This is a genomic window from Streptomyces sp. NBC_00090 (assembly GCF_045160815.1).
Taxonomy (GTDB): Bacteria; Actinomycetota; Actinomycetes; order Streptomycetales; family Streptomycetaceae; genus Streptomyces.
On sequence record NZ_CP108224.1, the window covers coordinates 8,908,489 to 8,927,874 of the forward strand.

Below are 19,386 nucleotides of genomic sequence, written 5' to 3' on the forward strand. Positions count from 1 at the left end.
GCTGCCGCCCTGCGGGCGAGAGCACGCAGATCGAGACGGAGTAAAAGGTGCATTCGTGCACGTCAGCAGCGCACTCGCACCCTCACATCCGCCCACCGCGTGCTCCGCGCCCGGCCGCAAAGGCTCTACCTGTACTCGACCGTGAGGGTCACCGGCGTGTCCCGGTTCACGAAGAGGTACGCGTTCCCGGTCGGCGCCGACGCGAACCCGAGGCGGAGCTGTGTGACCCCGCCCCGGTCCAGCGCCGCGAGCGCCGCCGCCGACAGGTCCGAAGACACCGCGCTCCCCGAGGTGAACGCGGCGATCTCCGCCCCGCCCGCCACCGAGGGCCCGGCCGACCAGTCGGAGGGCTCGACCGCGCAAGCGCCGAAGCAGCCCGTGCGCACGTCCACCACCAGTCGGTTGCCGGCCGGGGACGCCCACGGATCACCCGCGCCGCTCGACCGCGTGACGGTCAGCCAGGCCCGGGTGACCTCCTTCCCCGCCGGAATCCGCGAGGTGTCGAAGGAGACCACCGAACGGTTCACCCTGCCGTCCGTGCCCCGGCCGAGCGCGAGACCGTACAGGTCCTCCAGCGTGCCCACCGTCGCACCGGACCCGTCCGCCGCCGCCTTCACGTACCCGTCCTCCGAGTCCGTGCTGGCCAGCACCGTCCGCCCCGGCGCGGGCGGCGGCGTCGAACCGCCCCGGAGCGCCCGGACCATGCCCATGACCGCCTCGATCTGCTTCCCGCCGTGCCGCGCGTAGGCCGTGTCACCGAGGTAGCCCCACCAGTTCCAGCAGCCGTTGGGGTTCTCCAGGGTCGCCGTCGGCGCCGCCTGCGGGTACAGCACGATCATGTCGTTGGTGTCGGCGTACTCGTTCAGATACGCGCCCTCGACGAACCGGGTCCCGAAGACCTGGTACGCGTACCCCTGCTTACAGCCGTGCAGTGCCACGAGGAGCTTGCACCGCGCTCCGCCCGCGCAGGACGCCGGCACGTACGCGAATCCGTCCTTGCCCATCGAGAGCGCCGCCGCCGAACCGCCCGGCGCGTACACGTCCTGGTCGAAGCGGATCAGCGAGCCGCCCGTCCCGGACCCGGGCGCGGCGACCGACCCGAAGAGGTGCCCGAGCAGTGACCCCTCGGCGTCGATCCCGCAGTTGTTCAGGTAGGGACTCTGCGTCACCGTGCAGGAGTTGGGGCCGAGCGGGGTGATCCAGGCATGCCCCGCCGCCGTGGACCGGTCGTAGCGGACCCGGGCCCCGAAGCGGCCGTAGTAGTCGGCGAGCGCGTCCGCCACCGGTCGTTTCACGGTCGTGTCGCCGGAGCCGCTGAAGACGTACACCGGGTCGCCGGCGAGATTCGCCACCGGGTCGACGAGCCCCTGCGCGGACCGGTCGCGGGTGGCCTGCTCCAGAGCACCGAGCTGAAGGCTCTGCGTCGTGTCCATACAGGCGTTGAGCGCCGTGGGCAGCGAGCCTCGCGCGCAGTCGTACGGCCCCGACGCGAAGGCCGCCGACCCCTCGAACGTACCGGAGTACGCCACGTGCAACTGGGTCGCCATGTACCCGCCCGACGACACGCCGGCGCTGTACACGGAACCGATGTCGTACGACTGGAGCGTGCCTGGCACGGGCGGGGGAGCGGCGGCCCCGGCGGGGACGGCGGTCGGGAACACGGTCGCGGCGGCGCACAGCAACAACGCCGCGAGACGGCGCGGCCCGCGGGGGCGGGCGGGACGGGGTGAACGCATGGGGTCTCCCGGGCGGCTCGGTCCTGACGGAGGGTCGGCCGGGAGGCTACGGCCGGGCGGGAGGCGCCATCCATGGGCGAGGACGCCACAAACCGTCCCGCCCGGTATGGCGGCCCGTCACCTGGCCGCCGAAGCGACGACCCCGTGCGCTCTCCTCGGCCTCGGCAGCACCTACCGGATCCTCGGCCGGTACGACGAGGCGGTCACCCTCCTGACCGGGGCCGTCGAGGAGTTCCCCGAGGACGGGTCGCTCCGCGCCTTCCTCGCGATGGCCCTCCACAACACGGGCCACCACCACGACTCGGTCCGGCTCCTGCTGCGACTGCCGGCCGCGAACAGCGAGGGACCCGTCCGTGCGCGAGTACCGGCGGGCCATCGAGCACTACGCCGAGGACCTCGACGCGACCGAGTGACCACCCGGCCGTGTGACCCCCGGCCGCCGTCGCGCACCTGAGGGGCGTACGTCAGTCACCGCGCACCGGAGGGGCGTGTGCCACCCAGGGGCGTGCGTCAGTCGCCGCCCGCGTACCCCAGGGGGGTGCGTCAGTCGTTCACGGCGGTGAGGAGGACCGCCACGTCCTCCAGAGCGGTCAGCCCGTGCCGTTCCTTGGGGATCATCCGCAGTGCCCCCGCGGAGAGCTCCTCCGCCCACCCGGCCGCCGTCAGCTTCACCCGCCCCCGCAGCACCTGGAGGCTGGCGGCCGGTGGCGCGTTGTGCTCGTCCAGGGACGTGCCCGATGTCAGGGCGATGACGGTCTGCCGGAGCACCCCGTCGTGCATCACGACATGGGCGCTGCGCCCGTGCGGCGCGGTGCGGGCCGCGGCCAGATGCTCGTCGGCGAGCGCGGTGAGGTCCAGGATCATGTCACTCCCTGCGGGGTTCTCTCCTGCGAGGTGCGCGGACGGATAACCCCAGCCTCCCGTGTGGCGTCCGGGACGCAACTCGGGACCGCCGGTCGCGCGACGACCGCCACCACGAGACCGGCGACGGCGACGAACGCCCCCGCCGCCAGCAGGGCGGCGGACCAGCCGTACGCCGTGTAGAGCCAGGCCCCGGTGAGCGAACCGAGGGCCCCGCCGCCGAACGTCGCCAGCATGAAGACGGTGTTCACCCGGGCCGCCACCGCCCGGCCGATCGCGAAGATCCGTGCCTGGCTCGCCACCTGGCACGAGCTGACCCCCAAGACCAGCAGATTGGCCCCGGCCACCAGCGCGACGGGGGAGTACGGAGCGAGCCCCGCCACCAAGAGGCCGAGCCCCGCGGCCACCAGACCCCCGGTGGTCACCGCCCGCGCCCCGTACCGGTCGGAGAGACGTCCGGCCGCCGCCGAGAGCAGCGCGGCGGGCAGGGTCAGCACCCCGAAGAGCCCGGCGGCGCCCGGTCCGTACTCGAGGGGCGGGGCCGCCAGATGGAAGGCGAGCACGGCCCAGAAGACGCTGAACGCGGCGAAGACGCACGCCCCGAGCACCGCCGAGATCCGGAGCTCCCGGTGGGCGGAGAGGAGGCGGGGCAGCCCGGCCAGGAGCCGGAGGTGCGAGGAACGGCGCCGTGCGCCCTCCGGCACCTCGCCACCCGTCCCCATCCGCTCGGGCAACCGCTTCGGCAGGACCCACAGCAGCGCCGCCGTCGCCGCCGCGGCCAGCACGTAGGCCGCCCGCCAGCTCCCGCTAGCGTCGGTGACGGCCCCCGAGACCGTACGGGACAGCGTCGAGCCCAGCGTGAGGCCGAGGCCGACGAGCCCCACGACCCGTCCCCGCCTGCCCGGATCCGCGAGCACGGCGGCCACCGGCGTGAGGATCTGCGGCAGCACCGTCGTCGTGGAGAGGGCCAGCGTGGCGAGCGCCAGCGTGACCACGTCCGGCGCGGCCGCGGCGACGAGCAGCGCGACGCTCGTCAGCGCGAGCAGCACCGAGGTGAGCCGGCGCAGCCTTGCCGTGTCGGCGAGCGGCACGAGCAGCAGGATGCCGAGCGCGTACCCGACCTGGGCCGCCGAGGCGACCAGCCCCGCCGTCCGCTCCGAGACCTCCAGACCGCGTGCGACGGCGGCGAGCAGCGGCTGCGGGAAGTAGATGTTGGCGACGGTGACCGCTCCGGCCACGGCGAAGAGCGGGACGTTCACGGTGCGCGCGGGCGCGGGCGCGGGGACGGGAGCGGAGGCGGGCGGTACGGCGGCGGGGCTCGGTTCCACGGACTCTCTTCCGTATGGGGAGGGGGACGCCTCCAGGCTCCTCGCCGACACCCCGGTCGAACAAGATGCGATCATCAAATCGGCGTTGAGCCACACTCAACGATCACAAGGGGGGACCGATGCTCGAACGGTACGAACTGGAGGCGTTCCTCACGCTTGCCGAGGAGCTCCACTTCGGGCGCACCGCCGAGCGCCTCGGCGTCTCCACCGGCCGGATCAGCCAGACCGTCAAGAAGCTGGAGCGACGCGTCGGCACCCCGCTCTTCGCCCGTACCAGCCGCAGCGTCCGCCTGACCCCTGTCGGCCTGCGCCTGTACGAGGACCTCCTGCCCGCGTACCGGCAACTGCGCGCCGCGCTCGAACGCGCCACCGAGGCCGGGCGAGGCGTCCACGGCAGACTCCGGGCCGGTTTCGCCACGCCCTGGGGCGGTGAGCTGCTCACGGCCGCCGCCGACACCCTCCTCGGCCGGTACCCCGGCTGCGAGGTCACCGTCCGCGAGGTCCCGCTCGGCGGAGGAATTGGCCCCCTCCTGGACGGGACGCTCGACGTCCAGTTCGTCGCCCTCCCCGTCCGTGAGCCGGAGCTCACCACCGGCCCGGTCGTCCTCGCCTCGGACCGCGTGCTGCTCCTGCCGGCCGCCCACCCGCTGGCCGGCCGGACGTCCCTCGGCCTGGAGGATCCCGCCGGGCTGCCCCTGATCGCCCCCGAGGGCGCCAACCCCCGCTACTGGCGGGATCACCACTACCCCCGCCGCACCCCGTCGGGCGCCGCCGTCGGCCGGGGTCCGACCGCCGAGACCTGGCAGGAGGTCCTGTCCCATGTGAGCGCAGGCCGGGGCGTCGCTCCCGGGGCGGCGCTCGGCGCCCGCTACCACCCCCGCCCCGGCATCGTCTACGTCCCCCTGCGCGACGCCCCGCCCGTCGAGTACGGCCTGGTCTGGCCCACCGCCGGCGACTCCGCGCTGCTCAGGGCCTTCGTCGCGGCGGTCGGCACGCCCCGGCCCTGACACACGGGATACGCCCTACGGCGCGTCGGCGGGCGGCGCCAGCGCCCCCGTCAGATGGTCGTACGCCACGTGCGCGTGCAGACGGACCCCCGTGACGAGAGTGTCGTCGTCCGCGTAGAAGTGCGGGCTGTGGTTGGTGACGATCCCGCGTCCGCCGGGCACCGGCACCGGTCGGCCCGACGCGTCCAGGGCGGCGTCCTGGACGCCGAGCATCACGTACAGGCCGCCGAAGCGGCGTACGAACTCGGAGACGTCGTCGTACCCGAGCGTCCCGCCGGTCTCCACCACCCGCTCCGCGCCCACGACCCGGCGGAAGGTCGGCAGCGCCGACTCGACCCACGGCCGGCTGTTGTGCACGGGCGGCACGGGCTGCAGGTACTCCACCTCGGCCGTCGCCCCGTACGCCGCCGCCGAGTGCTCCACGAGCGTCGTGAGGCGCTGCTGGACCTCCGTCATGTCCGACTCGACGGCGCACCGGACCGTGCCCCACAGCGTCACCGTCTGCCCGATGATGTTGAAGCGGCCGACGTCCTCCACGTGTCCGATGGAGACAGTGACCGGGGCGAAGGCCGAGACCTGCCGGTACAGCTGGCCCACGCCCGTCAGGACCGCCCCCACCGCGGGCATCGGATCGACACCCTCCCAGGGCGTGGAGCCGTGCGTCTGCTTCCCGGTGACGACGACACGGACGAGGGTGGACGCGCCGTACTGGTTGCCGATCCGGTATCCCACGTACCCCTTCGGGTAGGGCGTCACGTGCAGTCCGAAGGCCATCGTCGGCACCGGATCGGCGAACGCGCCCGCCTCGACCATGGCCAGCGCCCCGCCCTCCTCGGTCACCGGCGGCCCCTCCTCGGCGGGCTGGAACACGAACAGCACGGTGCCCGGCAGCCGGTCGCGGACCCTGGCGAGCACCGTCGCCGCGCCGAGCAGCATCGCCGTGTGGCAGTCGTGGCCGCAGGCGTGCGAGACCGGGAACGGGCCGCCCGGATAGTCGGCGTCCACGACCTCGGAGGCGAAGTCCGTCCCGCACAGGTCCCTGACCGGCAGTGCGTCGATGTCCGCCCGCAGCGCCACCACCCTGCCCTCCGGTGCGGGTGCCGTACCGCGCAGGACGCCGACGACCCCGTGTCCGGCGATGCCGGTGCGGACCTCGTCGAGACCCAGCGCGCGCAGCTCGTCCGCCGCCAGCCGGGCCGTGTTCACCTCCCGGTTGGACAGCTCCGGATGCCGGTGCAGATGGCGCCGCCAGGCCACCACCCGGTCCGTCACCTCCCCGGCCCGCTCGTCCAGTTCGCCGTGGATCGACTCCGTACTCAACGGGGACTCCCTCTCGTTCGGCTGAAGTGCGCGACGACCGATGAGTTCCTCCGTGATCATCGGTCATAGATGATGTGGGTACGCGGCAGCCGCGTGTGCGGTCGAACGCGTACCCGCAGGACCCGCCGAGAACCGGACACGAGACACACACCGAGGAATCTTCCATGCGCACTCTCATCAGCACCGCTTTCATCTCCCTCGACGGTGTCGTGGAGGGTCCTGGCGGTGAGCCCGGCTATCGGAACTCCGGGTGGACCTTCAAGGACGTCGAGTTCCTTCCCGAGGCCTTCGAGATCAAGGGGCGGGAGCAGAAGGAGGCCGCCGCGATCCTGCTGGGCCGGACCAGCTACGAGGCGTTCAGCCCGGTGTGGCCCGACATGGAGGAGTTCGCCGACTACAAGGTGATGCCGAAGTACGTCGTCTCCACCACCCTCACCGAGGACGACCTCGTGTCGAACTGGGGCGAGACGACGATCCTGCGTTCGCTCGACGAGGTCGCCGCGCTGAAGGAGACCGAGGGCGGCCCGATCATCGTCCACGGCAGTGCCACGCTGAACCAGGCCCTGTCGGACGCCGGCCTGATCGACCGCTACCACCTGCTCGTCTTCCCGCTCCTGCTCGGCGCGGGCAAGCGGCTCTTCAGCGCCACGGACAAGGATGTCCAGAAGCTGAAGCTCGTCGAGTACGAGGCGTACGCCAACGGCCTGCAGAAGCAGGTCTTCGACGTCGTCCGCTGACACGGCGGCGGCCGGACCCGGCAGCTGTGCCCCACGACCAGGACCGCCTACCGCCTACCGCCTACCGACTCGGGTAGGCGGTAGGCGGTCGACGCCGGCCAGGACGGCGCGTCAGCGTCAGGAATTCATGGTGGCTCGGTCGGACTCACTGCGCAGAACGCAGAATTCGTTGCCTTCGGGGTCGGCAAGGACTGCCCAGCCTGAGCCGTCAGGGTTCCGGTGATCGGCGACAAAAGTGGCGCCGAGGCCCAGCAGCCGTTCCACCTCCTGATCGCGCGAGGCCTCAGGGCGCAGACACAGATGGATCCGATTCTTGATCGTCTTGGCCTCGGGCACCTGGTTGAAGTACAGCACTGGGCCCTCCGCCAGCAGCACCTCGGTCTCCCGGTCACCCGGTCTGACATCCGGATGCATCGGACGGCCCGTCACACTGCTCCAGAACCGCGCCAGCTCGTAGGCATCCGCACAGTCGATCGCCACGTTCTGCAATACCGAAACCATGCGCCCCAGCCTTCCTGACTTCCCCTCCGGACGCCACCGAGCTGCCCTCGTCGTTGGCGCACACGACCCCTCAGCCCACCGCGTCGGGCCCGCTGCGCGCGATGATCGAAGCCGTGTCCACCCCGGGCGGCAGCGTGCCGAAGGCGAGGCCGCGGTCACCGTCCAGGCGCGAGGCGCAGAACGCGTCCGCGATCGCCGGGTGTCCGTGCCGTACCAGCAGTGACCCCTGGAGGACCAGCGCGAGCCGCTCGACGAGCCGCCGCGCCCCGTACGCGGCGGACTCCGGGTCGCCGAGGCCCGCGAGGTCCTTGCGGAGCCCCGCGACCGCCGCGTCGAGCCGCCGGTCGGCGCCGGCGCCCCGGTCGACCTCCGCGAAGTACGCCTCCACCGCCTGCGGCTGACGGGCCATCGCCCGCAGCACGTCGAGCGCGGCGACGTTCCCCGAACCCTCCCAGACGGAGGGCAGCGGGGACTCCCGGTAGAGCCTCGGCAGCCCCGAATCCTCGACGTAGCCGTTGCCCCCGAGACACTCCAGCGCCTCGGCGGCGTGCGCGGGCGCCCGCTTGCACACCCAGTACTTGGTGACCGCGAGGCCCAGCCGCCGCAGCTGCTCCTCCTCCGCGTCACCGCGCGCCGCCCGGTCCACCGCCCCGGCCAGCCGCAGCGCCGCGACCGTGGCCGCCTCGGCCTCGACCGCCAGGTCGGCCAGGACGTTCCGCATCAGCGGCTGCTCCACGAGCCGCGCCCCGAACGCCTCGCGGTGCGTGGCGTGGTGCACGGCCTGGACGAGCCCGAGCCGCATCCCGGACGCCGAGCTGATCGCGCAGTCGAGCCGCGTCATGTTGACCATCCGGATGATGGTGGCCACCCCGCGCCCCTCCTCGCCGACCAGCCGGCCGAGGGCGCCCTCGTACTCGATCTCGGAGGAGGCGTTCGAGCGATTGCCCAGCTTGTCCTTGAGCCGCTGGAGACGGATCGCGTTGCGGCTGCCGTCCGGCAGGACCCGGGGGACGAGGAAGCAGGACAGGCCCCCGGGCGCCTGCGCCAGGGTGAGGAAGACGTCCGACATCGGGGCCGAGGTGAACCACTTGTGCCCGGTCAGCGCGTAGAGGCCGGGCTCGCCCGCCGGTACCGCCCGGGTCGTGTTCGCGCGGACGTCCGAGCCGCCCTGCTTCTCGGTCATCGACATCCCGGCGATGATCCCGCGCTTCTCCGTCGGTACCCGCAGACCGAAGTCGTACGACGACGAGGTGAGCAGCGGCTCGTACACCTCGGCGAGCTCCGGCTGGGCGCGCAGCGCGGGCACCGCCGCGTACGTCATGGAGATCGGGCACAGGTGGCCCGCGTCGGCCTGGCCCCAGACGAACACCTTCGCCGCGCGCGCCACGTGCGCGCCGGGGCGCTCGTCCCGCCAGGGCGCGCCGTGCAGCCCGTTGCGGACGGCCACGTCCATGAGCTCGTGCCAGTACGGGTGGAACTCGACCTCGTCGACCCGGTTTCCGTAGCGGTCGTGGGTGTGCAGGACGGGGGAGTTGCGCTCGGCGAGCCGCCCCCACTCCTGGGCCCGCTCCCCGCCGGCCAGCGCGCCGAGCTCGCGCACCTCGGTCTCGGCCCAGTCGGCGCCCTCCCTGCGCAGCCCCTCCAGGAGCGCGGGATCGGCGGAGACGTCGTAACCGGTCAGGGGCGGTGCCTGGTTGGTGACCTCATGCGTGGTCGGCATCGGGAACTCCCAGTGCTCGCAGGGTGAAGGTGACGAGTGCGGCTACGGTGCCGGGCCCGACGGACCCCTCCGCCAGCGGGCCGACGAGTGCCTCGGCGCCGGCGCCGACGAGCGCCGAGGCCGTCAGCGCCGGATCCTGCGGCGGCAGCTCGCCGCTCCGCACGCCCTCCGCGACGCGCTCGGCGAACACGTCCCGGAAGGCGCGCCGGAAGACGAGCCGCTCGGCGTCCACGGCCGGGTCGACCGGCTCGGCGAGCAGCGCGTAGGCGAGCCGCGGCGACTTCAGGGCACGCAGGGCGAAGGTCTCGATGACGGCGACCACCCGCTCGGCGGCCGAGCGGTGCCCGGGGTGCCCGGCCGCCTCGGAGACGGCCGTGACCTCCCGGCTCACCACGGTCCGGAAGAGCTCGACGGCAAGCTCGGCCTTGCTGGGGAAGTGGCGGTACACGCTGCCGGTCGCGATTCCGGCGCGGGCGGCCACGGCGGCCATCGTGCATCCCGCGTATCCCTGCTCGGCGAGGAGCCCGAGCGCCGCGTCGACGACGGAGGCGCGCTGGGCGTCGAGCCGGGCCTGGACGGCGGGGGTGCGTCGGTAGGGCATGGAAGGAGTGAAGCAGTGATTCACTGCTTCATCAAGAGGTCGGACGCCGACGCCCTCGTGTGGTGGCGGGGAGGCCGGGGTGGCCGGGCGACCGGTCCGGTCGGCGGTCCGTCGGGTCGGCGAACGGTGCGGTCATCGGCCGTCGGGGTCGGCGAACCGTTCGGCCGGCGGACGCCCGGTCAGCGGCCCGTCAGGTCGGAGAGCGTGAAGTCGTCAGGGAGTGGGGTGCCGAGCTCGTTGAGGGCCGTGACGAGCTTCTTCTCCTCGTACGTGAAGTGCGACTCCACCAGGGCGATCAGCCCGTCCAGCTCGCCGCGCACCCGCCGCACCTCGGCGGGGTCCGGGTCGGAGCCGGGCCCCGCGTCGCCGGTCGAGGGCAGTTCGTCGAGGAGGCCCTGGAGGCGCAGCAGGATCTCCTCCACCTGCTCGTGGTCACACCCCCGTCCGGGAGGGGACGGGGGTGTGCGCGGGTGTGCCGGGGCGCCGGGCGCCGGGGTGGGCGTCAGCCGGTGAAGACCTCGATCAGCGACCAGATCGCGAGGCCCGCCATGCAGACGCCGCCGACGCGCTGCACGGTCCTGAGCGGTACGCGCTTGGCGATGAACCGGCCCGCGACCAGGGCGAGGGCGGAGACGCTCATCAGTGCGGCGAGCGAGCCGATCGCCGTCGACCAGGTGCCGTTGGTGGCCGCGAGGTTGGCGGTGGTGATCTGGGTGAGGTCGCCCCACTCGCTGATGAAGACGGCCATGAAGGCGGTCGAGAAGACGGGCCAGAAGCCTGTCACCGTCCGGCCGCCCGTGTCGTCGTCCCCGTCGTCGCCCCCGCTGCGCAGCAGCATGAAGGCGCCGAAGCCGAACAGCAGGGCCGAGACCAGTTTGACGATCCAGCCGGGGAGCAGCCCGAGCAGGCTGCCGGCTCCCACGGCGATGGCGACGTGCGCCAGGAAAGCGGTCGAGGTGCCGATCCAGACGTACAGGGGACGCATCCGTGTGCCCATGGCGAGGGACGCGAACATCGTCTTGTCGGGAAGCTCGGCGAGGAAGATCAGCCCGAAGGCGGTGAGGATCGCCAAGGGGTCGAGGTGCATACCGGGGCTCTCTGCTCGGTCCGGGCCTGTGGGCTTCGCACGGCACCTCGGTGGGCGACGGGAGGACCACTCGGCCCGGCATGACGGACCACGCCCACGGAATCGCGGACGCGGTTGATGCCTGGCCGAAGGTCTCGCCCGTCCGCGTCGTGCGCGGACCCGGTCACCGGGAACCCGAGGGTTCCAGTGTGTCGACGACCGGTTCGCAGGGCTACTCCCCTTCGCTGTTCCTCAGTGTAACCGACTGGGGCGTGAGCGTGGGTAGACACTGTCTACTCGATCTTGGTAGACAGTGTCTATGAGTCATGGAGAGAGCGAAGAGAGCGCAGAGAACGAAGGGCCCGAGGCACGCGAGGAACGCGAGGACGGACTCCGTGGACGGCTCGTCCGGGCGGGCGTCGAGCTTGTGAACGCCGAAGGCGCCCAGGCGCTGTCCCTGCGTGAGATCGCCCGCCGCGCCGGCGTCTCCCACGGAGCCCCCCGCCGCTACTTCCCGACCCACCTGGACCTCCTGTCGGCCATCGCCCGTCAGGGCTTCGCCGAACTGGCCGCCCGCCTCGCCGAGGAGGACCGGGAGGACGCGGGGCCGCGCGAACGGATCGCGATCCTCGCCCGCGTCTACCTCGACTACGCGGGGGCCCGGCGCGGTATGTACGAGCTGATGTTCCGGCACGACCTGCTCGAAAGCGGCCGACTGGGACTGCGCGAGACGAGCCTGCCCCTCTTCGCCCACCTCACCGGCCTCGTAGCGCGCGTCACGGTCTCCGGATCGGGCGCCGACGCGGCCCTGCGCGCGGGCGCGCTCTGGGCCAACCTCCACGGCATCGCCCAGCTCTGGCACTGGGGCAGCCTCCGGCTCGCCACCGGCGGCGCCGACCCCGCCCCCTTCCTCGCGGCCGCCCTCGACGCCCACCTCGGCCCCGGGGAGCCGACGCCATGACGGAGACCGCCCGCCAAGCCCCGCCCGCAGACGGCCCCGTCCCCGAGACCGGCCCGGGGACCGCGAACACAACCGTCCCCGTGACCAGCCCTGTGCCCGCGCCCGGCCTCGTGCCCGCGCCCGGCCCCGGCCCCGTTCCCTCGCCCGGCCCTGTCCCTGCGCCCGGCCCCGTGACCGAGTCCGGCCCCGTGCCCCCGCGCCGGGCCTCCACCCTCGCCTGCAGCGTCGTCGGTGCCGCCGTCGTCGCCCTCGACGGCACCGTCCTCACCGTCGCCCAACCCGCCCTCCAGCGCGACCTCCACGCCGACGTCGGCCAGGTCCAGTGGACCAGCACCGCCTACCTCGTCACCGTCGCGAGCCTCCTCGTCTTCGCGGGGCGCCTCGGCGACCGCTACGGGCACCGCCGTGTCTTCGCCGTCGGCGCCCTCGGCTTCGCCGCCGCCTCCACCGGTATCGCCCTCGCCCCCGGCATCGGCGCCGTGATCGCCCTCCGGGTGCTCCAGGGCGTGTGCGGGGCGCTCCTCCAGCCCGCCACCCTCGGCATGCTGCGCACCGCCTTCCCGCCCGAGCGGCTCGCCACCCCGATCGCCGTGCGCACCGCCGCCATCGGCCTCGCCGCCGCGGCGGGTCCCCTCGTGGGAGGCGTGCTCGTCTCCTCGTACGGCTGGCGCTCGGTCTTCCTCCTCGGAGTGCCGCCGACCCTCGCGATCGGCCTGCTCGCCCTCGTCGGGCCGGAACCGCGTACCGACGGGGCACGGCGACGGCCCGCCTCCGGGATCACCTCGCTCGACCCGCTCGGCGCCGTCCTCCTGGCCACCGCCCTCGGCCTGCTCGTCCACGGACTCGTCGACGCGCCCCGCCCCGGCGGGACCGGGACGACCGTCCTCGTGCTCGCCGCCGCCCTGGCCGCCGGAGCCGCGCTCGTCCGGCACGAACGCCGCGCCCCGCACCCCCTCCTCCCGCCGGAGCTGATGAGGAGCACGCCCGTCCTCGCGGGGCTCGCCGTCCTCCTCGCCGCCTCGGCGGCACTCTTCGGAGCGCTCTTCGTCGCCACGTACTTCCTCCAGGACGTCCAGCGCCTCGACCCCCTCGACTGCGCGCTGCGCTTCCTGCCGCTCGCCGCGCTCATGGTCCTGGGCGCGCCCCTCTGCCCGCCGCTCCAGCGCCGCCTCGGCCCCCGGCTCACGGCGACCGCCGGCGCGGTCCTGCTCGCGCTCGGGGTCCTGCTGCTCTCCCAGCTCGACGCGACGGCCTCCGCCGCCTCCGTCGGCGGCTGCTCCGCCCTCCTCGGCGCGGGCTTCGTCACCCTCATGGTCACCGCGACCTCCGTCGTCGTGCACCGCGCACCCGAGGCCCACGCCGGAGTCGCCGGAGGCCTCCAGCAGACCGCGATGAACATCGGACCCGCGCTCGGCGTCACCACCGCGACCCTGCTGCTCGCCCTCGTACCGCAAGGCGGCTTCGTGCCGGACCGGGGCGCCGCCCTGCCCGCCCTCGCCGCGATAGCGGCCCTCGCCCTCCCCGCCGCCCTCGCCCTGCCGGGTGCGGCGCGCCACCGGGAGACACGCCCAGGGCCGAGGCCACCCCGGTCGGGACGACGGTTCTGCGTACGATCATGAAATGCCTGACGCCGGCCACCGGCGCCCACCCGGCAGGGCGGAGCGCCACCAGTTCAACCTCGGTCGTGCCCTGCCCTTCCTGATCATCGCCGTGACGTCCCTCGCCGATGTCCTCACCCCCGACAAGGAGCGCTTCGAGCGTCTCCTCGTCGCCGCACCCGCGCTCGCCGCCGTCACCTGGAGCGTGCGCGGGACGATCGGCATCGGGCTGCTCGCCATGGGCGTACGCGCGCTGCTCCACCTCGGCCGCTCCGAGACCCTCGTGCCCGAGCTCCTCGCCAGTGAGGTGCTGCTCGCCCTCGTCACCGCATCAGCGGCCTGGGTCAGCCGGGTCCGCACCCGGTACGAACAGGACCTGCGCGAGGTCACCGCCGTCGCCGAGGTCGTCCAGCGCGTCGTCCTGCGCCCGCTCCCCGACCGCCTCGGCCGGTTCGACCTGCACCTGCTGTACGTCGCCGCCGCCGCCAAGGCCCGGATCGGCGGCGACTTCTACGAGGCCGTCCAGGTCCCCGGAGCCGTACGGATCATGCTCGGGGACGTCCAGGGCAAGGGCCTTGGAGCCGTCGAGACCGCCTCCGTCCTGCTCGGCGCGTTCCGGGCCACGGTCAACGAGGCCCCGGACCTCGCCACCCTCGCCGACAAGCTCGACGAGGGCCTCGCCCGCTACGGAGGCTGGGACCCCGAGTCCGACGCGGCCGAACGCTTCGCCACCGTCGTCCTCGTGGAGCTGCCCGACGGCGAGGACGTCGCCCGGCTCCTCAGTTGCGGCCACCCCGCCCCGCTCGTCCAGCACGGATCCGAGGTCACACCGGTCGCCTTCGCCGACCCGTCCCTGCCCGTCAACCTCGCGGGCCTCGCCGAGAACCACCACCGGATCGAGGAGGTGCCCTTCGGCCCGGGGGACCGGCTGCTGCTGTACACGGACGGCGTCAGCGAGACCCGCGACCGGGCGGGCACCTTCTACCCGCTGCAGCTGCGCCTGCGCGGCTGGGTGCGGGAACCCGCCGCCGAGCTGCCCGAACTCCTCCATCGGGACCTCTCCGCCTACGGCGCCGACGGCCTCGACGACGATGTCGCCGCCCTGCTCGTCGCCCGTGCACCGGAGTCCCGCTGACCCTCTGGCCGAGCTTCGCGGACCCGCCCGCCCGACCTTCACGGACCACCCACCCGAGCTTCGCCGACCACCCGCCCGATCCCCGCTGACCAGCTGCCCCGCCCCCAAACATCGGGCGGGGGGCGTCTTGTGTTGTTCCCGCATGGTTGCGTGACACATGCGCCGTTCGTGCGCTCTGGCCGCTCTTGGCCTACATACGTGAGGCTTGCGACCGTCCGCATCGCGGACAGTCAGCAGTCCACTCGAGAGGAACGGGTGCACGTGCCCCAGGACAACCCCGTCACCACCGGCTCGTCCGAAGAGTTTCCCGGCTTCCCGGACGTCACGGCAGGCCTCACCGCCGCCGACACCGCCCGCATCGCCGGCAGTGGCCTCTGGGCCGCCGACGGAACGGTGAACCCCGACGCCGTCCGGCTCGGCCAGACCCTCGCCACCGCGCTCCTCGGCGGCGGCACCCCGGCCGCGGCAGGCGCCGAACCCCTGCTGCCGGCCGAACTCGCCGCGCACGTCGAGGAGGTCCGCGGCCTGGCCCTGCCCGCCTACCACCGCATCGAGGCCACGGACGGGGTCCGGCTCTCCGCCTTCAGCCTCCGGCAGCTCGGTCCGGGACCGCACCCACTCGTCGTCGTCCCGGCCGGCTGGACCCCCGTCGGCTGGCCGCTGTTCCTCTGGTCGTATCTCACCCTGGCCCGCAAGGGCTACCACGTCCTCGCCTACACGCCTCGGGGCCTCGGCATCCCCGGACTGCCCTCCACCTCCGAGGGTTTCATCGACGTCGCCGGACCCAAGGACTGGGCCGACGGCTCCGCCGTCATCGACTTCGCCGTCGAGCACCTCGCCCCGAGCACCATCGGATTCCTCGGCGAGTCCTACGGCTCCGGCATCAGCCAGCTCGTCGCCGCCCATGACGGCCGGGTCTCCGCCGTCGTCGCCCTCAGCACCTGGGGCAACCTCGCCACCAGCCTCTACGACAACGAGACCCGCCACATCGCGGCCGTGAAGGCGCTGATCGGGCTCACCGGCGGGCCGGTCGAGGACAAGTTCGACGAGGCCAACCAGCAGATCCTCGCCGACTTCCAGGCCGACAGGAACCTGGAGGAGGTCGTCAAGTGGGGCCGGCTGCGCGCCCCCGAGTCGTACCTGGAACTGACCAACGAGAACGACACGCCCACCTTCTTCTCCAACACCTGGCACGAGAGCCTCTTCGCGGTCAACCAGGTCCTGGAGACCTTCGAGGGCCTGCGCGTGCCCAAGCGGCTCAACCTCTGGATCGGTGACCACGCCGCCCCCGAGGGCGCGGGACTCATCGGCTTGGAGCCCCGCAAGGTCAACCTCCCGATGGCGGAGGCGTACGCCTGGCTCGACCACCACCTCAAGGGCGAGTCCAACGGGGTGGAGGAGTGGGAGCAGGTCAGCAACCAGGTGATGTTCACGTACGTCACCGAACCGGTGCTGGACCCCGGAACCGGCGAACCGACCGGGGAGAACCGGATCGTCGAGGCCGCGGTCCGCGAGAACCGCGCCGACTGGAGCCAGGTCACCACCGGCGTCGAGGTGTTCGGCCTCACCGGCGACGGTGCCGGCGGCGCCGACGGCCTGCTCGTGCCGCGCACGGGCGAGCAGGCACCGCCCGAGGAGACCGGCTGGCGGCGCGCGTTCGTCGCGGGCGTGGACACCGAGGCCACCGCCATGGACCTGCCGCTCATGAAGACCGGCCAGGAGGAGTGGGGTGGCAACCCCAAGATCTACGACACCCGCAAGATCGACCGCCGGCACGCCGTGGCCTGGACCACCGAACCGCTCTTCGCCCCCGAGGGGGACGGGCAGGCCGGTCGCCGGGTCAGGGGCATCCCGCGACTGCGCCTCACGGTCCGCTCCACCGCCACCTCGGCGGGCCTCGTCGCCCATCTCCTGGACGTCGCCGAGGACGACACGGCCCGGATCATCACCCACGAACCGCTCAACGTGTACGGCCTGACGCCCGAGCAGGACACCACCGTGACCTGGAGGCTCCAGGCGGCCGCGTACGACGTTCCCGCCGGCCACCGGCTGATGCTGGTCGTGGACAGCATGGACCCGCTGTACGGCGGGGCATCCATCACCTGGACGCAGACCGCCGTCGGCTCGCCGGAGGATGAGCCGTCGTTCCTGGAACTGCCCCTCGGCTGAGCCAGGGAGAGGTGGCGCCACGGACGAGGACGCGTACCGCTCGGGTACGCGCCCTCGCTCCGCCGGAGCGGAGTGTCACTCGGTGGGGGAGCGTGTCACTCCACGGGGCCGGGGCGTCACGCCACCGCGCCGGAGTGTCACTGCACCGGCGCGAGCCCCAGATGCTCCCGGAGCGTGGTCCCCGTGTACCCGGTCCGGTACACCCCACGCTCCTGGAGTTCGGGCACGAGCAGGTCCACGATGTCGTCGAGCCCGTCCGGCACCAGGTACGGCGAGACGTTGAAGCCGTCGACCGCGCCGTGCCGGACGAAGCGCGCGAACTTCTCCGCGAGCCCCGCCGGGGTGCCCACGTGCCCGCGCTGCGGGCCGAGTTCGATGACGGTCTCCCGCAGCGACCAGCCGTTGGCCTCCGCCTTCGCCCGCCACTCGGCGACCACCGCCGCGGGGTCCTTCACCGAGCGCGTCCCGAACGTCCCCTCGTACGGGGCGACCACCGGATCCTCGGCGGGCAGGGGGCCGTCGGCGTCCCGACCGGACAGGTCGAAGCCCCACAGGCGGCTCGCGATGCCGAGGGCCACGGCCGGGGTGACCTGTTCGAGGCGGACCCAGCGCTCCTTCTCCTCAGCCTCCTTCTCCGTCGCCCCGATGATGATCTCCGTACCCGGCAGGATCCGCAGCGCGTCCTCGCGCCGCCCCACCGCCCGCAGCCGTCGCCGGACGTCCTCGGCGAAGGCCAGGGCGTCGTCGAACTCCGTCCCGTGCGCGGAGAAGATCACGTCCGCGTTGCGCGCCGCGAAGTCCCGGCCCTCCCCGGAGTCACCGGCCTGGAAGATCACCGGGTGGCCCTGCGCGCTGCGCGGCAGGGTCGGCGCGAGGTCGACGTCGAACTGCGCTCCCCGCGACCGGACGCGCCCCACCGCCCCGGGCACGGACCACGACCGGGCCTCGGCGGACCCGGCCACCGCCTCCTCCGCCCAGCCGTTCCACACGGCGCGCGCCACGGAGAGGAACTCCTCGGCGCGCCGGTAGCGGTCGGCGTGGTCGAGGTAGCCGCCGCGCCGGAAGTTCTCCCCGGTCCAGGCGTTGTGCGTGGTCACCACGTTCCAGCCGGCGCGGCCGCCGGAGAGCAGATCGAGGCCCGCGAGGCGCCGGGCCAGATCGCCCGGCTCGTTGTAGGTGGTGTTGGAGGTGGAGACGAGACCGATGCGGTCGGTGCCGGCGGCGAGCGCCGACAGCTGGGTGATCGAATCCGGCCGGCCCGCCACGTCCAGCTCGTGGATGCCCCCCTCCGACTCGCGCAGCCGCAGCCCGTCGCCGAGGAAGAAGGCGTCGAAGAGCCCCCGCTCGGCGGTCCGTGCCACCCGGAGGAAAGAGGTCGGATCGATCTGCGAACCGCTCGCGGGGTCCGACCAGATCGTCCAGTGGTTGACGCCCTGGAAGAAGACCCCGAAGTGCAGTTGCGCGTCCGGGCGGGGGACGTCGGTGAGATCGGCGCGGGTCATCGGGTCTCCTCCCGGACGAGAGCGGCGGCGGTGCCGGTGCCGGTCGCGAAGCGGCCGGCGGGCCGGGGGAGGCCCAGCGAGGTACGGAGGGTGGTGCCCGGCAGCGGGCGGGCCGCGAGCCGGCGGACGAACAACTCGGGCAGGACGAGGCGCGACAGCACGGCCAGGTCCTCGTCGAGGACGAGCGGCCACAGACGCACCCCGTCGACATGCGCGGCGAGCTCCGCGAGCAGCGCCACCAGACCCTCCGCGGATCCCGTGTACCGGAGCCGGTCCGGGCGGGTCTCCCACGGCGCGTACCGCTCCAGGTCGGCGATCCGCTCCAGGGCCGTCTCGTGCGGGGTGTCGAGGGCCACCTCGATCTCGGCGAAGGCCAGCGGCGCACCGGCGGCCGCGGCCGCCTCACCCGTCTCCGCGGGGGTGGCCCCGCCGACCAGCGCGACGTCGACGAGACCTGCCGGGACGAGACCCGGACGGGCGAGGACCACGGGACGGCCCTGCGGGGGGCGCGGCACGATGGACGGGCCCTTCACGGAGTACGTCTCGCCGGTGAAGTCGATGGCGTGGAGCCGCTTCCGGTCCAGATAGCGGCTCGTGGCCACGGACCGGATCACCGCGTCGTCCTCCCAGGAGTCCCACAGGTCCTGGACGACACGCAGCCCGTCGTGTGCCTCGCGGGCGAGCGCCCCGGCGCCCTCGACGACCGGGCGGCCCCAGGCCCGCGCGGCCGCCGGGTCGTCCTCGACGCCCACGACCCAGCCGGCGCGGCCGGCCGAGACGTGGTCGAGGGAGGCCAACTGCGAGGAGACGTGGAACGGTTCCGCGTAGGTGGTGGCGAGCACCGGTGCCACTCCGACGACGCTCGTCGACGCGGCGACGAACGCGGCACGCTCGACCGCGCCGATCCGGCCCACCGGGCCGGCGCCGGAGTCCGGCGGCAGGATCGAGTCGTCGAGGGTGACGAGCGTGAACCCGGCGTTCTCGGCGGCGGCCGCGACCCGGGCGACGCGACGGGGGGTCAGCAGCTCGCCGGGGGCGTGCGCGGCACGTCGCCACGCGGCCGGATGGGCACCGTCGCCGTCGAGTTCGACGGCCAGGCGCAGGGCGGGGCGGGGCATGGGAGGAGTCCTTCCGGAAGACAGGA

The 19,386-nt window shown here is 73.4% G+C and carries 17 protein-coding genes and 1 pseudogene; 7 read left to right on the forward strand and 11 right to left on the reverse strand.

Annotated features, from left to right (window positions below; all coding sequences use genetic code 11):
* Nucleotides 1–125: 125 nt before the first annotated feature.
* Nucleotides 126–1,736, reverse strand: a complete 1,611-nt coding sequence (locus OG361_RS39435; protein ID WP_405861480.1) for a PHB depolymerase family esterase — start codon at nt 1,734–1,736, stop codon at nt 126–128.
* 148 nt (nt 1,737–1,884) lie between these two features.
* On the opposite strand from OG361_RS39435, the pseudogene OG361_RS39440 reads away from it, so the two are divergent.
* Nucleotides 1,885–2,149 (forward strand): annotated as a pseudogene (locus OG361_RS39440) (tetratricopeptide repeat protein); the annotation flags it as partial.
* A 130-nt stretch (nt 2,150–2,279) separates the two neighbouring features.
* On the opposite strand, the gene OG361_RS39445 reads toward OG361_RS39440, so the two are convergent.
* Both OG361_RS39445 and OG361_RS39450 read right to left on the reverse strand, forming a co-directional pair.
* Nucleotides 2,280–2,600 (reverse strand): cupin, encoded by a 321-nt coding sequence (locus tag OG361_RS39445; protein WP_384575639.1) that lies wholly within the window; start codon nt 2,598–2,600, stop codon nt 2,280–2,282.
* Nucleotides 2,597–3,925, reverse strand: a complete 1,329-nt coding sequence (locus tag OG361_RS39450; protein WP_405861483.1) for an MFS transporter — start codon at nt 3,923–3,925, stop codon at nt 2,597–2,599. The genes OG361_RS39445 and OG361_RS39450 overlap by 4 nt, the downstream gene beginning before the upstream one ends.
* Before the next feature lie 119 nt (nt 3,926–4,044).
* Between OG361_RS39450 and OG361_RS39455 the strand changes: the two genes are divergently transcribed.
* Nucleotides 4,045–4,932 (forward strand): LysR family transcriptional regulator, encoded by an 888-nt coding sequence (locus tag OG361_RS39455; protein ID WP_405861485.1) that lies wholly within the window; start codon nt 4,045–4,047, stop codon nt 4,930–4,932.
* A 15-nt stretch (nt 4,933–4,947) separates the two neighbouring features.
* On the opposite strand, the gene OG361_RS39460 is transcribed toward OG361_RS39455, so the two are convergent.
* Complete coding sequence (locus OG361_RS39460) at nt 4,948–6,252, reverse strand: M20 family metallopeptidase (RefSeq protein WP_405861487.1); 1,305 nt, start codon at nt 6,250–6,252, stop codon at nt 4,948–4,950.
* A 164-nt stretch (nt 6,253–6,416) separates the two neighbouring features.
* Between OG361_RS39460 and OG361_RS39465 the strand changes: the two genes are divergently transcribed.
* Nucleotides 6,417–6,989: a dihydrofolate reductase family protein gene (locus OG361_RS39465; protein WP_405856231.1), complete on the forward strand. Its 573-nt coding sequence runs from the start codon at nt 6,417–6,419 to the stop codon at nt 6,987–6,989.
* 117 nt (nt 6,990–7,106) lie between these two features.
* Here OG361_RS39465 and OG361_RS39470 read toward each other — a convergent pair whose 3' ends face one another.
* From OG361_RS39470 to OG361_RS39490, 5 genes are all read right to left on the reverse strand, one after another.
* Nucleotides 7,107–7,490, reverse strand: a complete 384-nt coding sequence (locus OG361_RS39470; protein WP_405861489.1) for a VOC family protein — start codon at nt 7,488–7,490, stop codon at nt 7,107–7,109.
* A gap of 70 nt (nt 7,491–7,560) precedes the next feature.
* Entirely contained in the window at nt 7,561–9,210 is a 1,650-nt protein-coding gene (locus OG361_RS39475; protein WP_405861491.1) for an acyl-CoA dehydrogenase family protein, read from the reverse strand.
* Entirely contained in the window at nt 9,194–9,811 is a 618-nt protein-coding gene (locus tag OG361_RS39480; protein WP_405861493.1) for a TetR family transcriptional regulator, read from the reverse strand. The genes OG361_RS39475 and OG361_RS39480 overlap by 17 nt, the downstream gene beginning before the upstream one ends.
* A gap of 179 nt (nt 9,812–9,990) precedes the next feature.
* The gene (locus OG361_RS39485) at nt 9,991–10,233 is read right to left on the reverse strand and encodes a hypothetical protein (RefSeq protein WP_405861495.1); all 243 of its coding nucleotides are present in this window, start codon (nt 10,231–10,233) and stop codon (nt 9,991–9,993) included.
* Nucleotides 10,234–10,313: 80 nt separating this feature from the next.
* A complete protein-coding gene (locus OG361_RS39490; protein WP_405861497.1) occupies nt 10,314–10,898 on the reverse strand; it encodes a TMEM165/GDT1 family protein in 585 nt (194 codons plus the stop codon).
* A gap of 298 nt (nt 10,899–11,196) precedes the next feature.
* On the opposite strand from OG361_RS39490, the gene OG361_RS39495 reads away from it, so the two are divergent.
* The 4 genes from OG361_RS39495 (at nt 11,197) to OG361_RS39510 (ending at nt 16,740) form a co-directional block, all read left to right on the forward strand.
* Nucleotides 11,197–11,838, forward strand: a complete 642-nt coding sequence (locus OG361_RS39495; RefSeq protein WP_405861499.1) for a TetR/AcrR family transcriptional regulator — start codon at nt 11,197–11,199, stop codon at nt 11,836–11,838.
* Nucleotides 11,839–12,026: 188 nt separating this feature from the next.
* A complete protein-coding gene (locus OG361_RS39500; protein ID WP_405862682.1) occupies nt 12,027–13,457 on the forward strand; it encodes an MFS transporter in 1,431 nt (476 codons plus the stop codon).
* Between the two features lies 1 nt (nt 13,458).
* Nucleotides 13,459–14,571, forward strand: a complete 1,113-nt coding sequence (locus OG361_RS39505; RefSeq protein ID WP_405861501.1) for a PP2C family protein-serine/threonine phosphatase — start codon at nt 13,459–13,461, stop codon at nt 14,569–14,571.
* A 261-nt stretch (nt 14,572–14,832) separates the two neighbouring features.
* A complete protein-coding gene (locus tag OG361_RS39510; protein WP_405861503.1) occupies nt 14,833–16,740 on the forward strand; it encodes a CocE/NonD family hydrolase in 1,908 nt (635 codons plus the stop codon).
* Between the two features lie 137 nt (nt 16,741–16,877).
* On the opposite strand, the gene OG361_RS39515 is transcribed toward OG361_RS39510, so the two are convergent.
* Nucleotides 16,878–18,242, reverse strand: a complete 1,365-nt coding sequence (locus OG361_RS39515; RefSeq protein WP_405861505.1) for an NtaA/DmoA family FMN-dependent monooxygenase — start codon at nt 18,240–18,242, stop codon at nt 16,878–16,880.
* Entirely contained in the window at nt 18,239–19,360 is a 1,122-nt protein-coding gene (locus OG361_RS39520; RefSeq protein ID WP_405861507.1) for an LLM class flavin-dependent oxidoreductase, read from the reverse strand. The genes OG361_RS39515 and OG361_RS39520 overlap by 4 nt, the downstream gene beginning before the upstream one ends.
* Nucleotides 19,361–19,386: the final 26 nt, after the last annotated feature.

Coding starts and splice junctions, on each gene's coding strand:
- OG361_RS39435 (WP_405861480.1), bottom strand. CDS start 1,736: ATGCGTTCACCCCGTCCCGCCCGCCCCCGCGGGCCGCGCCGTCTCGCG.
- OG361_RS39445 (WP_384575639.1), bottom strand. CDS start 2,600: ATGATCCTGGACCTCACCGCGCTCGCCGACGAGCATCTGGCCGCGGCC.
- OG361_RS39455 (WP_405861485.1), top strand. CDS start 4,045: ATGCTCGAACGGTACGAACTGGAGGCGTTCCTCACGCTTGCCGAGGAG.
- OG361_RS39465 (WP_405856231.1), top strand. CDS start 6,417: ATGCGCACTCTCATCAGCACCGCTTTCATCTCCCTCGACGGTGTCGTG.
- OG361_RS39470 (WP_405861489.1), bottom strand. CDS start 7,490: ATGGTTTCGGTATTGCAGAACGTGGCGATCGACTGTGCGGATGCCTAC.
- OG361_RS39475 (WP_405861491.1), bottom strand. CDS start 9,210: ATGCCGACCACGCATGAGGTCACCAACCAGGCACCGCCCCTGACCGGT.
- OG361_RS39480 (WP_405861493.1), bottom strand. CDS start 9,811: ATGCCCTACCGACGCACCCCCGCCGTCCAGGCCCGGCTCGACGCCCAG.
- OG361_RS39490 (WP_405861497.1), bottom strand. CDS start 10,898: ATGCACCTCGACCCCTTGGCGATCCTCACCGCCTTCGGGCTGATCTTC.
- OG361_RS39495 (WP_405861499.1), top strand. CDS start 11,197: ATGAGTCATGGAGAGAGCGAAGAGAGCGCAGAGAACGAAGGGCCCGAG.
- OG361_RS39505 (WP_405861501.1), top strand. CDS start 13,459: ATGCCTGACGCCGGCCACCGGCGCCCACCCGGCAGGGCGGAGCGCCAC.
- OG361_RS39515 (WP_405861505.1), bottom strand. CDS start 18,242: ATGACCCGCGCCGATCTCACCGACGTCCCCCGCCCGGACGCGCAACTG.
- OG361_RS39520 (WP_405861507.1), bottom strand. CDS start 19,360: ATGCCCCGCCCCGCCCTGCGCCTGGCCGTCGAACTCGACGGCGACGGT.